A 15,760-nucleotide genomic window follows, 5' to 3' on the forward strand; every position below is an offset into this window, starting at 1 on the left:
CCTTCTATAATAAACCATAGTCTTTATGACTCACAACTTTAATACAGGAGGGACTACGCATGTCTATTACAGTACGACCAGTCGAGCAAGGCGATAAGCAGGAAGTCATTTCGTTAATGTATGAATACATTGTAGACTTCTATCAAAGACCTCGCCCATCTATCGATAAGGTACATTCCTTATTCGACACGTTGCTTGAAAACCAATTAGGAATCCAGTTTATCGCAAAGCAAGGAGGAAAGGCGGTAGGATTCGCCACGTTATACTTTACATTCAGTACAACACGAGCTGATAAAATAACAGTCATGAATGATCTTTATGTCGTGGAAGAAGCGAGGGGAGCGGGTGCGGCTCAGGAACTGTTTCAAGCATGCGAAACATTTACAAAAGATAATGGGTACGTCTGTATGTCGTGGATAACAGCTGCAGACAATTATCGTGCGCAACGCTTTTATGAAAAGATGGGTGGAGTTCGCGGAGATTGGCTGAATTATTCCATTTAAGTGGTCGCAGTTCTTAATTAAATAAAAGAAGGATAAAAACCCGTCCATTAAGACGGGTTTTATATTTGTCGAATTCTTGCTACATGGAGGTCTTTTTCTATGATAGAATTCTAAGTATCGATAATTTATTATTATCGATACTTATCTAAAAAGCACGAAAGAAGGGGAATCATGGCTCATTCATCACCTAGCGTGCGGTCTTCTACTACTCTTGTAGATACAAAACTCCAGCAACTCATTCAGGACGCTCGCTCGCATATCGATCACGCTCGGTCCGATAATACACGACGGGCGTATGCTTCCGACTGGCGCAGCTTCGAAAACTGGTGTGCAGCCTATGAACTGGTTTCGCTTCCGGCAGAGGCAGCCACTGTCATTTTGTACATAACAGACCTGGCGAACGATGGGTACAAGTTCAGCACAATCCGGCGCCATGTGTCTTCGATTTCGATTCGACATAAACTCATGCAGCATCCATCTCCTGCACGCGACATTCATGTCATCGCCGCTCTCGATGGTATCGCCCGCAAAATCGGGAAAATGAGCACGCCAAAGAGAGCGGCCGAACTTGACTACATCGCAATGATGGTTGATGCGATTGATACGAGTCGCTTACTTGGCTTGCGTGATAAAGCGATGATCCTACTAGGATTCGCTACAGCATCACGTCGCTCCGAACTAGTCAACCTAACTACGAAAGATATTGAACGGAAGGCACGGGGAATTGTCGTCACGATTCATGCACATAAAACAAACGAAATTTTACGCAAGGGGATTGTTGCGGTTCATAGCGACTACTGCCCGATTCGGGCACTTGATGAGTGGATCGAGGCAGCGGGGATTACATCCGGCCCGTTGTTCCGGGCTGTGAATCGGTATGGTCATGTAGCAGACAAAGCCCTTACATCACAAGTCGTTGCTAAAGTTGTGAAGCGTGCAGCAGAGGCAGCGGGTCTGAATCCAGATGAGTTCGCCGGGCATAGCCTGCGTTCCGGTATCGTCACGACATCCGGACAAAAAGGCTTCAATATTCAGGCTGGTATGAAACAAACCGGGCATAAAACGCCTGGGATGGTGATGCGCTATCAGCAGGAAGGACAAATTTTTGATAACAATATCTCTAGTATGCTAGGGGATTTGTGAAATATAATCATAAGAGATTGTGAATACAAACCGATGTCAAAGAAGTGCTGCAAGTATCGTGATTTCAGCGTGTTTCCGCCTGAAGCGTTTGAGTAGGAATAACGAGAAAGTGATTATAGGGCAGCCAGATAAGCGATTGAGCCTGAGATGATAAGATAATTACACTAAATAAAAGGATAAGCCTGCACTAAATACTGTGCAGGTTTTTTTGTTGTGGTAAAATTATGAAATGTATTAATCGTATATAAAGGGGGAGCCAAGTAATCATGATTCAGGCAGATAATGTCCAGGCTTTATTCGATTTAGAGTCACCATCAGAGCGTTGTGAGCGTGTGTTAAATGAAGTGCAACCAAAATTAAGGGGAATTCTTGATTTATTTAAGGAACGATATAGAGGATTATATCCCGAACTCAATCATTATGAAGTTCATACATATGAGTCTACTTTAAGAACTACAATGTATACTGCACGAGATCCTGAAATTGCTCAAAGTATACTTAGCAGAGGCAAAAAAGCATTTGTTCGATTACAAAAAAGCTTCGAATACGGAGATCCTGTTTCTTTACTACAAATTGAATTTAACGGAATAGAAAAGTTGATTCAAATTAAAATTGAATCAACTTTTTATCCATTATGGATGGGAGTAAAGGAAAATACTTTATCAGATATAATAGGGTCTTTAGGCGAAGACATTAAAGTTATGGTACAAGATCCAAATTTTCATGAGTTTGAAGTAAGGGATTGTATAAACGAGATAAAAAACTATATTGAGAAAAAAAAGCAACCTTATTTTTCTTTTGGGGTGAGTATTCCATTAGAAGGTGAGATTAGTGAAGAATTTTTGGTTGAAAAGATTTGTTCAGTATGGGATAAGCTAGAAGATTTACGTAATTTTTTATTGGCAGATGCCGAAATCCACAGTAAAACTATTCATGTTATTGAACAGTTAAAAAGCCATGAAGGTAGTTACGAGGTTAGTTTATATAATCATAAATATGAAATCGAGTACCATAAGGCAGAAAAACCCAAACCCCATTTTCACAGGCAGAAGTTCTCACTTTATGATAATGGTCAACTTATAGAGAAAGGACAAATTTTTTATTATTTGAATGTAGGAAAGTATCATCCCCATGAAGTTTTATCTGTGATCATTAGTGGGCATGAGTATATTTTTACCGGCTTCAGACCATTAGTTCAAAGTGAACAATACCGTTGGGAAGTTAGTAAATTGTTCGCGATGAAGAATACAAACAATCATGAACTATTACAAAAAGCCATGACATCATTAAATGAGAATGGGATAGAAGCAGAAAACGGAAAGTACTATTTAGGAACGTATGATAATGTAAAGAATTTCTTTGTTGAAAAAGTGGAAGATGTAAAAGAAAAGATTGCCAAAGCAGCACTTATATTTGCTGACGTGAGTGGAAGAAGACCATTACCACGCGTGGATTTAATTCCAGTGATAGATAATAGCGGGTACCTAGATGATGAGTATGAAGGGCAATTGCTTACCAGCAACTTTGATTTGTTAAGCATTCTTGAAATTATTGGAGATAGCGGTTTTACTTTCTCAAAAGATATCATTCGAGACTTTCATTTAAGCTTAACTTCCCTTGATGATAAACATTTTGTTATTTTAAATGGCATATCAGGCACTGGAAAAACACAGCTTTGTCGCCTCTATGCAAACGCTGTTTATGGGCTTGACTATGAAGCAGAAAATCCTTATTTGTGTGTTATTCCTGTAAGACCTGATTGGATGGAATCTACTGCTTTATTTGGGTATTATAGTTCATTTGAAAAAAGATATGTTGTAACGGAGTTTCTTGAAATTGTTTTACGGGCATTGAAGGAACGGGAAAAACCGCATTTTGTAATACTGGATGAAATGAATCTTGCTCGGGTGGAATATTATCTGAGTGATTATCTAAGTGCGGTTGAATCTAGGAAGCCAATTTGCCTTCATTCACAAGATAATGTGGCTGACGTTCCAAAAACAATTGAAATTCCTCCTAACTTGTACGTTATTGGAACAATAAATGTAGATGAAACAACACATAGTATTTCAGATAAAGTATTGGACCGTGCATTTGTTATGACTCTGTCAGATGTTGATTTCCAAAGGTTTTGGGGAAGTTTGGAGAATGATATTCAGGACGTACTTGATAGAGAATTTGAAATGCTATTGTCTGTTCACCAGAAGTTATTAAAATATGATTTACATTTTGGTTATCGGACAATGTATGAAATGATAATGAAATTATATAGAAATCGGCAATTACCTGAAGATATACAGATGGAACAAATGAAGGCAGTTGATCGTGTCGTGAGTGAAAAGGTACTGCCTAAATTGCGTGGAGATGACAGGATCATGCCGCTATTAGAAGAACTATCTCAATGGTGTACCGAGCAATTAGGGATAGAAGCAGAATCGCTACGGCATCTGGTACGCATGAAGGGAGAACTCGAACGATATGGGGCTACGCAATTCTGGCGTTAAACTTCAAATATGGGATGATGCCATGGGAGAATGGGTCTTTCTTGATGAAATGTATTTTCAAGAAGCAAAATCTTATCGCTGGCGTTGGGCTACACCTGAAGAAATCACTTTTTCTATGCAGGGAATTTCACTTATGATGAACCGTGTACAAGACCACTGGGAAGGGATAGTGGAAACTCCTTTTCAAAGTGGGATTGTTACATTTACAATCAAAAATTCAACGATGCAGCAGGCTATGACGATTTCCATGCATATTTATCCTGATAATCGTAAATTAACAACTACACAGTACGAAAATATGATTCAGGATATTTTACAGGAAGCAGCTGTTTGTTTGAAATTCTCAGGCTTGTTTCATGGAGTTGATGTTCACGGAAGAAAACGTGAGGGTTCCTGGTTACAATGGGATTACATTGAACGTTCTATTACTCAGCTACGCTTTCTTTTTAAGGAGATTGCTACTCATCCCTTGCGTGTATTAAAAAAGGAAGAAAAAATAAAACGTATTGAACACGTTAAATATACGAATAATCGTACAATTTTCTGGATGGAGCGTCATGGGGAAACGTATGGTGCCTCCCCAAGCACTTTGCCTACGCATCTTAAAACTTTTCAAATAAATGAAACATATGATGTATATGAGAATCGTGTTATAAAAGCGCAGTTGAATGAGTTAAGGCAGATACTGAAATGTTATGAGCAATCTTCTTATGAGATTGTTAGAATAAAAGCTCAAAAATATAGCAATTGGGTTACATATTGGATCAATGATTCATTTTTACAAAATGTTACGTTGCATACCGGTAGCATAAAAATCACACAGGTTTTTCGAAAACACCCGTATTACCGTTTTTGGTATCAATGGTTTCAACATTTATATGAAAACGCCCAGTATTCAATAGGATTTTCAAAATCTATTCCACTAAAAGATACCTATGAGCTATATGAAATATGGGGATTTATGCGAGTTGTTAAAGCATTTAGGGAACTTGATTTATTACAAGATACCTCAGAAATTTATGTAACCAGGGAAGATGAATTATTCTTGGCGCTGGCTGAGAATAAGGGGAGTAAAGTAGCCTTAAAAGATGGTGGGGTTTTATATTATCAAAAAATAATACAAAACAATACGCATCCTTATTACTCCTATACACAAAGGATGATTCCAGATATTGTATTGGAAAGAAGGGATCATTTAGTAGTGTTTGATCCGAAATATCGTGTTGAACATAATATGGGGACAGCTTTAGGAGAAATGCATAAATATCGGGATGGGATTTTGCATCAAGAAGATGGACAAAGAGCTGTTACGCATGCTTTTATATTAACACCGAAAAAAGGTGAGTCAGGAAAAGAAGCAAGCTTTTTTACTGATATTTTTCGAGAACAATATCATATGGGGGCTTTTTGTTTTAAACCAGGCGAAGAACAAGTCGAGTTTAAAGAATGGATAGTGAAATATTGGAATTAGAAAAGATGAGTTTATTCATTATAATTAGCTGTTTATAGGTAATTAAAGTTTGCTGTTGCTGTTAAACAAAATATGAATAAAATGTACTCCTAAACTGAAAAAACACATATTAAAAATAAATTTAATAAATAATTCTAAAAACTATTTATATCAAATAAAACTATTGTATATGAAATAAGAGCATGTCTAAAAAGTTACCAAAAGGAGGACAACCCATGTCTGAGGATCAAAATGTGATGAAAAAATTTAATCCTTTATTTTGGATGGTGAATCCCGGTAATACTCCAAAGGGGGGCAGAAAAGACTTCATTAATCCAGAATGGATTCCATGGACGGACTGGCTTATGCCTGGCACCTACTTTAAGCTCCTGTACTGTGATCTTGTAAACGGATCTTTCACTTTATTATTAAAGATTGATCCGGGAGTAAAAGCCACCCCTCACTGGCATGTTTCAAATGCGCAAGCATACATCATCGAAGGCGGGTTTTATTACGAAGATGGAGAAGACAAGGGATACGAAGGTTATTACACCTCTGAAACCGCAGGATCTGTCCACGAACCATTTGTCACACCGGAGGGTTGTACCATGTTTGCTATCTCCCATGGGCCAATTGCGGGTTATGATGATGATGGCAAGATGGTCGTTATGGCGGACGCTAGACTCCATTATTATATGGCTCGTGAGAATAATGCAGTTGAGCACACCACCATTGTTGATTATTCTTATGGATCTCAGGATCTACAAGGTAAGTAAGGGAATAAATTGTTTTAACATTCTAGATATTAATGATTCTATCCGCTATAATGTACATTATAGCGGATTTTTTTATATTATAACGCACGAAAGGAGAGGCACATGCAAATCCGAACAGAGCGAAACCTTAGTTTGGATAAAATGAGTGACCTAACAGGAGCAAGCAAAGCCTTGGTAGGATCAAATTCTCAAATTCGAAGGAGTAGATGATGAAATCTAAAATTCAGTTCTTATTATCCATGATAATCTTCGGCACGATTGGCGTATTTGTAAGACACATTGATTTGTCTTCAAGTCAAATCGCTTTATTACGCAGTTTAATTGGCAGCTTATTTTTAATGACGGTCATGTTCATCATGAAGAAAAAAATTTCATGGAAATTGGTGAAAGCAAACGCTGTGTTTTTATTACTTTCAAGTATTGCATTGGGCGGGAATTGGATTCTACTTTTCCAGGCGTATAGACATACGACCATTTCTAACGCAGCACTCAGTTATTATTTTGCACCTGTATTTGTCATGATTCTTTCACCATTTGTACTTAAAGAAAAATTATCAACAAAGAAAATAATCTGCATCGGTGTAGCTATGTTAGGCATGTTGTTGATTGTTGGTAATGGTGGTATAAGCGCATCCGGATTCGATGATTTACTTGGTATTGGCTACGGATTACTGGCAGCTGCATGCTATGCCTCATTAATGCTAGTAAACAAGTTCATCAAAAACATGGATGGGCTAGAAACTACATTCATTCAGCTTGGAATGGCCGCATTACTTCTCATGCCATATGTATTTTTTACTGAAAAATTCAACATCTCAGAAGTATCAAGTTCTTCCATTCTGTTTATCGTAATCTTAGGGATTATACATACAGGTATTGGATTCTTGTTATTTTTCTCAGGTATGAAGAAATTAAAAGGGCAGAGTATCGCGGCATTAAGTTATGTAGATCCAATCACATCATTAGTGATTTCTGCTGTTATCTTGCAAGAGAGCATGACATTTGTTCAGCTGCTTGGTGGTACATTGCTTTTAGGCTCAACATTCATTAGCGAAAATAAATCAATCAAATGGGTGAACAAACATGCATTCAATCAATCTTAATATCGGAAAGAACTTCAAACGAATCCGAACAGAACGAAACCTTAGTTTAGATAAAATGAGTGAACTAACAGGCGTAAGCAAAGCGATGTTAGGTCAAATCGAACGAGGAGAATCAAACCCGACTATCACAACAATATGGAAAATCGCCAGTGGACTTCACATCTCCTTTTCTTCTTTACTGGCAGAAGACACGCCACCGGTGACACTCGTTGATGTCCGTACCATTGATCCTGTTATCGAAAACGACGAGAAATATCGAGTATATCCGCTATTTCCTTTCCACCCGAAAAAACAATTTGAAATTTTTTCGCTTGTTCTTGAACCAGGGGGCAGCCATGAATCAGAAGGACACACTACAGGGGTAGAAGAATACGTTATCGTTGGTTCCGGTACGTTAGAATTTGTTATGGAACAGGAAATCTATCATGTGACGCAAGGCAGTGCTCTTCATTTTCAAGCAGACAGACCGCATTGTTATCGGAATGCAGGTACATCTCCTGTCGTTTGTTCCGTGATCATTCATTATCCGCATTAACATAGTAGGTACAGAAGAACAGGGGGGGGAGAAGGGATGCAAGAAAACATTCATCTAAAAACGTACGAAATGAACCAGGACAATGGAAGCTTTCTTCAGGGGGTAAAAGACTGTGTTCCAACCATATTAGGCTACTTAAGTATCGGATTTGCAGCGGGAGTGATCGAAAAGACCGCAGGACTTAGCCTACTTGAAATCGCACTGCTCAGCTTAATTTTGTATGCAGGTTCCGCTCAGTTTATTGCTGCAGGTATGATTGCAGCCGACGGATCGGCAACAGCGATTATTTTCACCATTTTCTTTGTTAATCTTAGACATCTTTTATTAAGTGCTGCTGTATCCCCATACTTCCGTCATTTGTCCCCGACGAGAAATATGTTGATTGGTGCTTTGCTTACGGATGAGTCTTTCGGAGTAGCTATGAACCGTGCCGTACATGAAAGTGCCATCAGCGAGCGGTGGATGCACGGGTTAAATATCACGGCTTATATCAATTGGTTTATCGCCAACATGGCCGGTGCTTTCTTCGGACGATGGATTGCCCATCCAGAACAGCTCGGTCTTGATTTTGCGCTGCCTGCGATGTTTATTGGGCTTCTCGTTCTGCAAATGGCAGGACGCAATCAAATCGTACGAGATAGCATCGTGGCTATCAGCGCGGTTGTGATCGCTGTAGGTGCAACTCTTGTTTTCTCGGGAAGCATCGGCATCATTGTAGCAACTGTTCTAGCAGCAACAATCGGGATGGTGATCGAAAAATGGACGTAAGATGGCCTATTCTTCTCATTATTATCGGATCAGCACTTGTTACATTTGTCCCGCGAGTTCTTCCGTTAATGGTACTCAGCCGCGTTCAATTACCGGACTGGGCCATGCGCTGGTTACATTACATCCCGATTGCGGTTATGGCTTCTTTAGTCGGACAGGAATTGTTTATGTCTAATGGGAAACTGTCACCGCTTACGACAAATGTTGAACTAGTAGCTGCACTCCCAACTTTTATCGTGGCTGGCATGACACGCAGTTTGCTAGGGACTGTAGTCACAGGTCTTGTTTCCATCATCATAATACGGTTCATTTTTTGACTCTCATCCCACATATTACTAATGAAAGTAGATCGCTCCCACCCTTACAATAGAAGATAGGGAGGGATACGATGAAAAAACAAAAATTCAGCTTATTACTCACACTTTCATTATTGACTTGTGCAGCACCGACGGTAGGATTGGCGGAATCTTCTGCCGTTATGATCGATGGAAAAACGGTACAATCGGAAACATTGATGAAAAACGATACGATGCTCGTTCCGGCCCGATTTTTCATGAATGCAGGGGTTACCGTTCAATGGAGCGAAGCCTATCAGGCAGTCGTACTTACAAAAGGCAACATCACAATCAGTTTGCCATCACAACAATCATATGCGGACGTGCTCGTACGTCCAGGCACAACGTGGCACCGCGACCAGTTGCCTTCCGCTACAACCGACCGCAAAGATGGAACATACATACCGCTTCGCTACGCTGCGGAAACACTCGGCATGACTGTCTCATATGACGCTGAAAGTCAGTCTGCTTCGGTTCACACGGCTTCTTCAGGACCGGTTAAGATACTAGAAGCAGCACCTTCACCTGAAGCAAAAGATCCAGCTATGCACTGGCTGTATCAATTGACAGAAGCAGAAGCGGGAGGAGAGTCGCTTCAGGGGAAAACGGCGGTAGCCGCTTCCGTCCTGAATCGCGTCAAAACACCTGGCTGGCCCAAGTCTGTAAATGATGTTATCTTTGAAGTAACACATGTGAATGGTTCGGACTATTATCAGTACTCACCTGTGCTTGATAAGCGTATTTATAACGTAACACCGTCTCAAGAAACCGTTAAGGCTGTTAATCTCGCGCTGCGCGGTACAGATCCAAGTAAACAAGCTGTCATCTTCTACAATCCTGAAAAGACAGCGAACCAGTGGGTGCGCAGCCGTGAAGTTACCACAGTCATTGGAGATCACATCTTCGCTAAATAAAAAATAAACCAGAACCCGGACGATTTTATCAGTAGGAGAGTCCGGGTTTTTTGCTATACTAAGTAGGTGAAAGAATAGAATAATATGGATTTGTATAGGGGGGTGTTTTATGAGCACAGGAAAGTATCTCCAATATTTGTGGCGCGATAAGTATATTGCATCGATTACGCCAACTTCACTTTCATGTGTGCAGCAAGTATGCCGCACGATTGATTTTTCACACAGACAAGTCATCATCGAATACGGGCCTGGGCTAGGCGTTTTTACCGACTATCTAGCTGAGCGACTATCCGATGACTCCTTACTTCTGCTGATTGAGCGCAATGATAACTTTTCTGACCAACTTACGAATAAATATCGAACAGATTCTCGCATTCATGTTTATCATGATAGTGCAGAGCATGTTCAATCCCTCCTAGCGGAATCAGGTGAAGCACAGGCCGACCTTGTGCTATCAGGCATTCCATTTTCTTTTTTTCCCGATCAAGTTCGAGACACAATCGTTCGCTCTACACGTGAGGTACTCAAAGACGACGGCATGTTCCTTGCGTATCAGACTTTTTTTCAACGAGATGTTCATCTTAAAATATATATGGAGCGCTATTTTTCACGAGTGCGGGATACATATTATTTGCGAAATCTTCCCCCAATGCGCCTGTACGAGGCGCTCCCATGAGAAAAAACGCTGTAACCAAACGATATGGTTACAGCGTTTTTTGTTTCTCACTGGAAATATTCGTTTGTTGATATTTCGTGTACGAAATATTATCATGAGAAGCATCGTTAAATATTCCATAAGGAGGAGACACTATACTTGACACTCCCACAAAAGACCGTATAGGTTCGTGGGCTACAGCAGTGAGGAGGGACATCCATGCCCACAGATCAAGTCATTACGAATTTCATGCAGGCACTGCGTCGAACATTGCGTGCTTCTCAGCAAATTTTGAACCGAGATGCAAATATATACAACTTAACCATCCCGCAGGTCCGTGTTCTCCATGCGCTGTATACGAGCGGTTCGAAGTCGCTTGCAGAATTGAGTAAACAGATTGATACGTCTATCAGTTCAACTAGTGGGGTAATCGATCGACTAGAACGCATGGAGCTAGTGATACGAACACGTGATAAAGAAGACAGACGCAAAGTCTGGATTACACTTAGTGATTCATGTCGAACTTTAATGGAAAGATTTCCAATATCACAGGCGGAAGTTTTGCGTCCGTATTTTGCAAAAGAAGAGGAAGTAACGTTTATTGACTTAACACATCAGCTGCTCGTACTAGCCGAACGAATGGAACAAGATATCCTAAACAAGAAAAACAAAGGAGGGACCGAATGACATGAAACGAATGGTGAGCAGCATTGTTTCTATGCTCGTTGTACTGTTACTTGTAGGCGGCATATTTTACATGATCAATAATCGTTCCAATTATCTTGAGACGGATAATGCCCGCATCACAGCTGATCTACAGCCAGTAGGGGTAGCAGCTGCGGGTAAACTGCAGGCCTGGAACGTGAATGTCGGAGATACAGTCACGCAAGGAGACGCACTTGGTACCGAGACAAGCGGAACATCAACGACACACGTATCCATTACAGCCCCGCTAACCGGAACTGTCATTCAGACGAATGCGACAGCCGGACAAATCATAGCACCGGGGCAACCACTGGCCATGATCGCAGATCTGTCTAAAATGCATGTCTCTGCTTATATTGATGAAAATACCATTTCAGATGTCCGTGTCGGCCAGCAGGTCGATGTATATGTAGACGCGGATCCCAATCTCACCTTGAATGGACGCGTAAGCAGCATTGGTCAGACGGCAGGAACATTCCTGAGTCCAAGCGTAGTATCTGGCAGTACAAACCGTGACACCAAGCAAACGCAACGAGTTCCGGTGAGCATTACGGTAGACAATTTGCAGACTAACGGAATTGTACCAGGGATGAACGCATCCATCCGCATTCATAAATAACAACAGGGAGGAACCTATATGAGTCGTGCACGCTTTTTGATTATGAACTTTGTCGCGTTTCTTGTCATTATCCTTCTAGCCATCGGGAGCTATACGTACTACTATAAATCCGCTAACTATATTACAACGGATGACGCCAAGGTTTCTGGAAAAATCGTTCCCCTCGCAGCTCTGACTGGTGGCAAATTGACAGACTGGAGTGGAACAGAAGGAACTTCATTCTCCGCTGGTGCAACCCTTGGAAAAATTACATCCCCTCAAGAATCAATTGATATTACGGCGCCAATAGACGGCACCATTGTCCAGAACAAAGTAACAAATGGGCAGATGGTAGCACCCGGACAATCGCTCGGTCAAATGGTGAACATGAAACAATTGTATATTGAAGCAAACATCGAAGAGACCTCCATTAAAGATGTGAAGAAAGGGGCAGAAGTAGACGTAACCTTCGATGTAAACCCGAATACGACCTTTAAAGGAAAAGTAGAACAAATCGGACTGGCGACGAACTCTATGTTTTCACTACTGCCGCCGCAAAATGCGAGTGGTAACTACACCAAAGTAACACAGCATGTACCGGTTCGCATTTCCATCGACAGTTATCCAGCAGAAGCTGTACCTGGCATGAATGCAACCATCCGGATTCATAAATAAAGAAGGGAGGAGATTATATGGCAGAAGAACATCGGTCAAGCTATATCCCGCTGCTGTCTATTATGATACTCGGTCTGTTCCTGGCAATTTTGAACCAGACGCTGTTAAACGTAGCCATTCCACACTTAATTACGGAATTTAACGTTGCAGCAACGACTGCACAGTGGCTTTTGACCGGCTATATGTTAGTAAACGGAGTATTAATCCCGTTAGCTGCGTTTTTGATTGAGCGCTTCGGCATTCGTCGGTTGTTCTTATCCGCCATGATATTTTTTACGGCTGGTTCGCTCGTATGTGGAATGGCACCGACATTTTCCATCTTATTAATCGGGCGTTTAATTCAGGCAGTAGGTGGCGGAGTGTTAATGCCGCTTGTTATGACGATTATGCTGTCCGTATTTCCACCTGAGGTTCGCGGTAAAGGAATGGGGATTCTGGGCCTGGCGCTGATGTTTGCGCCTGCGATCGGGCCAACGCTATCCGGCTGGGTAATGGAGCATTACAGCTGGCGCGTTCTATTTTACGGCATCGCTCCACTTGGTGCCCTCGTAATTGTGGCAGCTTTTGTGTTGCTTCGTGACACGACTACGCCTAAAAAAGTACCACTGGATATTCCAGGGACCATCACATCCGTGATTGGGGTTGGGTCCTTGCTGTACGGATTAAGTGAAGCAGGTTCAAAAGGGTGGAGCAGCGCGATCGTACTGACAACACTCATTATTGGTGTCGTGATGATCGCAGCCTTTGTGGTGTTACAGCTCAACTCAACTCGCCCGATGCTTGATTTCAGGATTTTCAAATACGATATGTTCTCACTGTCTAATATCATCAGTGTCATCGTAACCGTCGCGATGTACTCCGGCATGTTCTTGCTTCCGATCTATTTGCAAAACTTGCGCGGCTTTACAGCACTTGAGTCCGGTTTGCTCATGCTGCCGGGTGCCGTTATTATGGGGATTATGTCTCCGATTTCCGGCACGCTATTTGATAAATTCGGACCGCGTCCGCTGGCGCTGATCGGGATGTTTATTACAACGGTGACAACGTATGAATTTACAAAGCTTACGTTAGAGACAAGCTATTCATTTATTTTGATCATCTATATGATTCGTTCGTTCGGAATGTCTTTCTTGATGATGCCGATTATGACCGCAGGCTTAAATCAATTGCCTGAAACGAAAAACAGTCACGGCACCTCGATGTCGAATACGCTTCGTCAGGTGTCCGGCTCACTCGGGATTAGTATCTTTACTACGATTTTCAGCACCCGGACGATTATACACTTAAATACACTTGGGGAAGCGGCGAATACGATGGATCCTTCGTTCTCGACTTCGTTCCAATCACTCGTACAATCCATTATGGCAGAAACAGGTGCTTCTGCGGCACAGGCACAATCACAGGCGGCAGCAGGGCTGTTTGGACAAGCCAGTCAACAAGCTTCGATCCTTGGCCTGTCTGATTCGTTTCTATGGGCCACAGGTGTCGCGTTTGTTGGATTTGTTTTGAGCTTTTTCCTACGTGATGTACGAAAGGATACAACAGCAAGAATTGAGAAAGTTGTTCCAATCGAAGATGATCGTCGCAAACTCGGGACCGGTCCAGCGTAATGTACGAGAGCAACTAAAAGTGAAGGGTGAGTCATTTACAATGTCGACTCACCCTTTTTATGTACCTATCATATACTTGTCATATACTTGGCTTCCATGTCTCTCCGAGTTGCAACACACGCAAACGATCAGCGGATAGATTTTGCTCATCCCAGGTGGCTCTAAGACGATGCAGTGCTTCTGCCGCAGTATCATCCGCGAGCCGAAATGCCCCATAGTGCATCGGAATAAAGGTCCGAGCATGCAGCTCGCAAAACGCTTGGACTGCATCTTCAGGATTAATATGAGCTACCTGCATAAACCACTCTGGCTCGTATGCGCCAATCGGCATTAATACCGTATCAATGGCAAATCGTTTTCCGATCTCCGTAAACCCGCGAAAATAGCCCGTATCCCCAACAAAGTATACAGAAGGCTCGCCATCTGCCTGTATAACCCAGCCGCCCCAATGTGACGTATTTATATCCCACAGTCCTCGTCGTACCCAATGTTGAGCTGGAACGAAGGTGAATGTACACCCGTTATACGACATCTTCTCCCACCAGACAAATTCATGTACGTGTGTAAATCCACGGCGTGTAAGCAAACGGCCAAGGCCTTCCGGCGCGAGATAAACCGGAGAACTAGGCAAACGTTTGAGTGTACCGATATCAAGATGATCGTAATGTCCATGTGAGATCAATACCACATCAATTGGGGGAAGCTGATCGAGACGAAGCCCTGGCTCTGACAGCCGTTTTTCCAATCCCATCCGCTTCGCCCATACCGGATCAGTCAAAATGTTACATCCATTCAGCTGAATAAGAAATGTTGAGTGTCCGATCCATGTAATAGATGGCTCGCTTCGATTCGCAGACAGCCATGCTGCTTGCTTATTTGCTGCCTGTGGCACAACATAAGACAGATCTTTTTTCTGCTGCTTCCGTTCACGCCACCGGTGTCTCACCTCTGTAAATCCATGTTTGTTTTGAATTTTATCCAGATTTTCATAACGTTTGCGTACCATTGTCTTTTACACCCTTTCCTGCTCATCTAAGTGAAAAACATGGGAAATAGACTTGTGTAATGGTTTCTTATATCGTACAATCACGATATAATACAACAGGATAGCATTACCGTAACAAAGAGGGGAGCGGATACTATGGAAAATTTTCAGCGATTCGAAGCAAAAGCACGATTACTAAAAGCGCTGTCCCATCCGGTTCGTCTCTGCATTACCCGTGGACTGTTAGAGAATGGTGCTTGCAACGTCACCAAAATTCATTGTGGTCTTAATATGCCACAGTCAACCATTTCTCAACACTTGCTCAAATTAAAGGAGGCAGGCATTATTCACGGAGAACGCAAAGGCGTTGAGATTTTTTACTCGATTTCCAGTGATGAGATGCGAGAGTTGATTCGCGCATTAAAGCTGGACTAATTTTTTTGCTGATATTATATCTATATATTTGAATATAATGATAAAAAGTAATAGGAGGAATTAGCT

Annotated in this window: 17 protein-coding genes; 16 read left to right on the forward strand and 1 reads right to left on the reverse strand. The window is 41.8% G+C overall.

What is annotated here, in order from left to right:
- Nucleotides 1–59 precede the first annotated feature (59 nt).
- The 15 genes from PO771_RS09830 (at nucleotide 60) to PO771_RS09900 (ending at nucleotide 14,274) form a co-directional block, all read left to right on the forward strand.
- Nucleotides 60–503 (forward strand): GNAT family N-acetyltransferase, encoded by a 444-nt coding sequence (locus PO771_RS09830; RefSeq protein WP_272559499.1) that lies wholly within the window; start codon nucleotides 60–62, stop codon nucleotides 501–503.
- A gap of 171 nt (nucleotides 504–674) precedes the next feature.
- Nucleotides 675–1,646, forward strand: a complete 972-nt coding sequence (locus PO771_RS09835; RefSeq protein ID WP_272559500.1) for a site-specific integrase — start codon at nucleotides 675–677, stop codon at nucleotides 1,644–1,646.
- A 266-nt stretch (nucleotides 1,647–1,912) separates the two neighbouring features.
- Nucleotides 1,913–4,150, forward strand: a complete 2,238-nt coding sequence (locus tag PO771_RS09840) for an McrB family protein (protein ID WP_272559501.1) — start codon at nucleotides 1,913–1,915, stop codon at nucleotides 4,148–4,150.
- Nucleotides 4,125–5,621: a DUF2357 domain-containing protein gene (locus PO771_RS09845; protein WP_272559502.1), complete on the forward strand. Its 1,497-nt coding sequence runs from the start codon at nucleotides 4,125–4,127 to the stop codon at nucleotides 5,619–5,621. The genes PO771_RS09840 and PO771_RS09845 overlap by 26 nt, the downstream gene beginning before the upstream one ends.
- Before the next feature lie 215 nt (nucleotides 5,622–5,836).
- Complete coding sequence (locus tag PO771_RS09850; protein ID WP_272559503.1) at nucleotides 5,837–6,376, forward strand: 2,4'-dihydroxyacetophenone dioxygenase family protein; 540 nt, start codon at nucleotides 5,837–5,839, stop codon at nucleotides 6,374–6,376.
- A gap of 209 nt (nucleotides 6,377–6,585) precedes the next feature.
- Nucleotides 6,586–7,479, forward strand: coding sequence for a DMT family transporter (locus tag PO771_RS09855; protein WP_272559504.1), 894 nt, complete (start codon nucleotides 6,586–6,588; stop codon nucleotides 7,477–7,479).
- On the forward strand, nucleotides 7,460–8,014 hold the full coding sequence (locus PO771_RS09860) for a helix-turn-helix domain-containing protein (RefSeq protein ID WP_272559505.1): 555 nt from the start codon (nucleotides 7,460–7,462) through the stop codon (nucleotides 8,012–8,014). Before PO771_RS09855 ends, PO771_RS09860 begins: the two co-directional genes overlap by 20 nt.
- Before the next feature lie 36 nt (nucleotides 8,015–8,050).
- On the forward strand, nucleotides 8,051–8,782 hold the full coding sequence (locus PO771_RS09865) for an AzlC family ABC transporter permease (protein ID WP_272559506.1): 732 nt from the start codon (nucleotides 8,051–8,053) through the stop codon (nucleotides 8,780–8,782).
- Nucleotides 8,773–9,099 (forward strand): AzlD domain-containing protein, encoded by a 327-nt coding sequence (locus PO771_RS09870; RefSeq protein ID WP_272559507.1) that lies wholly within the window; start codon nucleotides 8,773–8,775, stop codon nucleotides 9,097–9,099. The genes PO771_RS09865 and PO771_RS09870 overlap by 10 nt, the downstream gene beginning before the upstream one ends.
- Before the next feature lie 71 nt (nucleotides 9,100–9,170).
- The gene (locus PO771_RS09875) at nucleotides 9,171–10,031 is read left to right on the forward strand and encodes a cell wall hydrolase (RefSeq protein ID WP_272559508.1); all 861 of its coding nucleotides are present in this window, start codon (nucleotides 9,171–9,173) and stop codon (nucleotides 10,029–10,031) included.
- A gap of 109 nt (nucleotides 10,032–10,140) precedes the next feature.
- Nucleotides 10,141–10,707: a class I SAM-dependent methyltransferase gene (locus PO771_RS09880; RefSeq protein WP_272559509.1), complete on the forward strand. Its 567-nt coding sequence runs from the start codon at nucleotides 10,141–10,143 to the stop codon at nucleotides 10,705–10,707.
- A 198-nt stretch (nucleotides 10,708–10,905) separates the two neighbouring features.
- Entirely contained in the window at nucleotides 10,906–11,373 is a 468-nt protein-coding gene (locus tag PO771_RS09885; protein WP_272559510.1) for a MarR family winged helix-turn-helix transcriptional regulator, read from the forward strand.
- Nucleotide 11,374: 1 nt separating this feature from the next.
- Nucleotides 11,375–12,010 (forward strand): biotin/lipoyl-containing protein, encoded by a 636-nt coding sequence (locus PO771_RS09890; protein ID WP_272559511.1) that lies wholly within the window; start codon nucleotides 11,375–11,377, stop codon nucleotides 12,008–12,010.
- An 18-nt stretch (nucleotides 12,011–12,028) separates the two neighbouring features.
- Nucleotides 12,029–12,664 carry an HlyD family secretion protein gene (locus PO771_RS09895; protein ID WP_272559512.1) on the forward strand — a complete coding sequence of 212 codons (636 nt, stop codon included), beginning with the start codon at nucleotides 12,029–12,031 and terminating at the stop codon, nucleotides 12,662–12,664.
- A gap of 17 nt (nucleotides 12,665–12,681) precedes the next feature.
- Nucleotides 12,682–14,274, forward strand: a complete 1,593-nt coding sequence (locus PO771_RS09900; RefSeq protein WP_272559513.1) for a DHA2 family efflux MFS transporter permease subunit — start codon at nucleotides 12,682–12,684, stop codon at nucleotides 14,272–14,274.
- 79 nt (nucleotides 14,275–14,353) lie between these two features.
- Here the strand turns inward: PO771_RS09900 and PO771_RS09905 are convergent, their stop codons facing one another.
- On the reverse strand, nucleotides 14,354–15,280 hold the full coding sequence (locus PO771_RS09905; RefSeq protein ID WP_272559514.1) for an MBL fold metallo-hydrolase: 927 nt from the start codon (nucleotides 15,278–15,280) through the stop codon (nucleotides 14,354–14,356).
- A gap of 135 nt (nucleotides 15,281–15,415) precedes the next feature.
- Between PO771_RS09905 and PO771_RS09910 the strand changes: the two genes are divergently transcribed.
- The gene (locus PO771_RS09910) at nucleotides 15,416–15,694 is read left to right on the forward strand and encodes an ArsR/SmtB family transcription factor (RefSeq protein WP_272559515.1); all 279 of its coding nucleotides are present in this window, start codon (nucleotides 15,416–15,418) and stop codon (nucleotides 15,692–15,694) included.
- Nucleotides 15,695–15,760: the final 66 nt, after the last annotated feature.

Origin of the sequence: Aneurinibacillus uraniidurans, assembly GCF_028471905.1 — a bacterium.
Taxonomy (GTDB): Bacteria; Bacillota; Bacilli; order Aneurinibacillales; family Aneurinibacillaceae; genus Aneurinibacillus; species Aneurinibacillus uraniidurans.

Bases quoted from the DNA above. Each gene is read 5' to 3' on its own strand.
- PO771_RS09830 (WP_272559499.1), top strand. From the start codon at position 60: ATGTCTATTACAGTACGACCAGTCGAGCAAGGCGATAAGCAGGAAGTC.
- PO771_RS09835 (WP_272559500.1), top strand. From the start codon at position 675: ATGGCTCATTCATCACCTAGCGTGCGGTCTTCTACTACTCTTGTAGAT.
- PO771_RS09840 (WP_272559501.1), top strand. From the start codon at position 1,913: ATGATTCAGGCAGATAATGTCCAGGCTTTATTCGATTTAGAGTCACCA.
- PO771_RS09845 (WP_272559502.1), top strand. From the start codon at position 4,125: ATGGGGCTACGCAATTCTGGCGTTAAACTTCAAATATGGGATGATGCC.
- PO771_RS09850 (WP_272559503.1), top strand. From the start codon at position 5,837: ATGTCTGAGGATCAAAATGTGATGAAAAAATTTAATCCTTTATTTTGG.
- PO771_RS09855 (WP_272559504.1), top strand. From the start codon at position 6,586: ATGAAATCTAAAATTCAGTTCTTATTATCCATGATAATCTTCGGCACG.
- PO771_RS09860 (WP_272559505.1), top strand. From the start codon at position 7,460: ATGCATTCAATCAATCTTAATATCGGAAAGAACTTCAAACGAATCCGA.
- PO771_RS09865 (WP_272559506.1), top strand. From the start codon at position 8,051: ATGCAAGAAAACATTCATCTAAAAACGTACGAAATGAACCAGGACAAT.
- PO771_RS09870 (WP_272559507.1), top strand. From the start codon at position 8,773: ATGGACGTAAGATGGCCTATTCTTCTCATTATTATCGGATCAGCACTT.
- PO771_RS09875 (WP_272559508.1), top strand. From the start codon at position 9,171: ATGAAAAAACAAAAATTCAGCTTATTACTCACACTTTCATTATTGACT.
- PO771_RS09880 (WP_272559509.1), top strand. From the start codon at position 10,141: ATGAGCACAGGAAAGTATCTCCAATATTTGTGGCGCGATAAGTATATT.
- PO771_RS09885 (WP_272559510.1), top strand. From the start codon at position 10,906: ATGCCCACAGATCAAGTCATTACGAATTTCATGCAGGCACTGCGTCGA.
- PO771_RS09890 (WP_272559511.1), top strand. From the start codon at position 11,375: ATGAAACGAATGGTGAGCAGCATTGTTTCTATGCTCGTTGTACTGTTA.
- PO771_RS09895 (WP_272559512.1), top strand. From the start codon at position 12,029: ATGAGTCGTGCACGCTTTTTGATTATGAACTTTGTCGCGTTTCTTGTC.
- PO771_RS09900 (WP_272559513.1), top strand. From the start codon at position 12,682: ATGGCAGAAGAACATCGGTCAAGCTATATCCCGCTGCTGTCTATTATG.
- PO771_RS09905 (WP_272559514.1), bottom strand. From the start codon at position 15,280: ATGGTACGCAAACGTTATGAAAATCTGGATAAAATTCAAAACAAACAT.
- PO771_RS09910 (WP_272559515.1), top strand. From the start codon at position 15,416: ATGGAAAATTTTCAGCGATTCGAAGCAAAAGCACGATTACTAAAAGCG.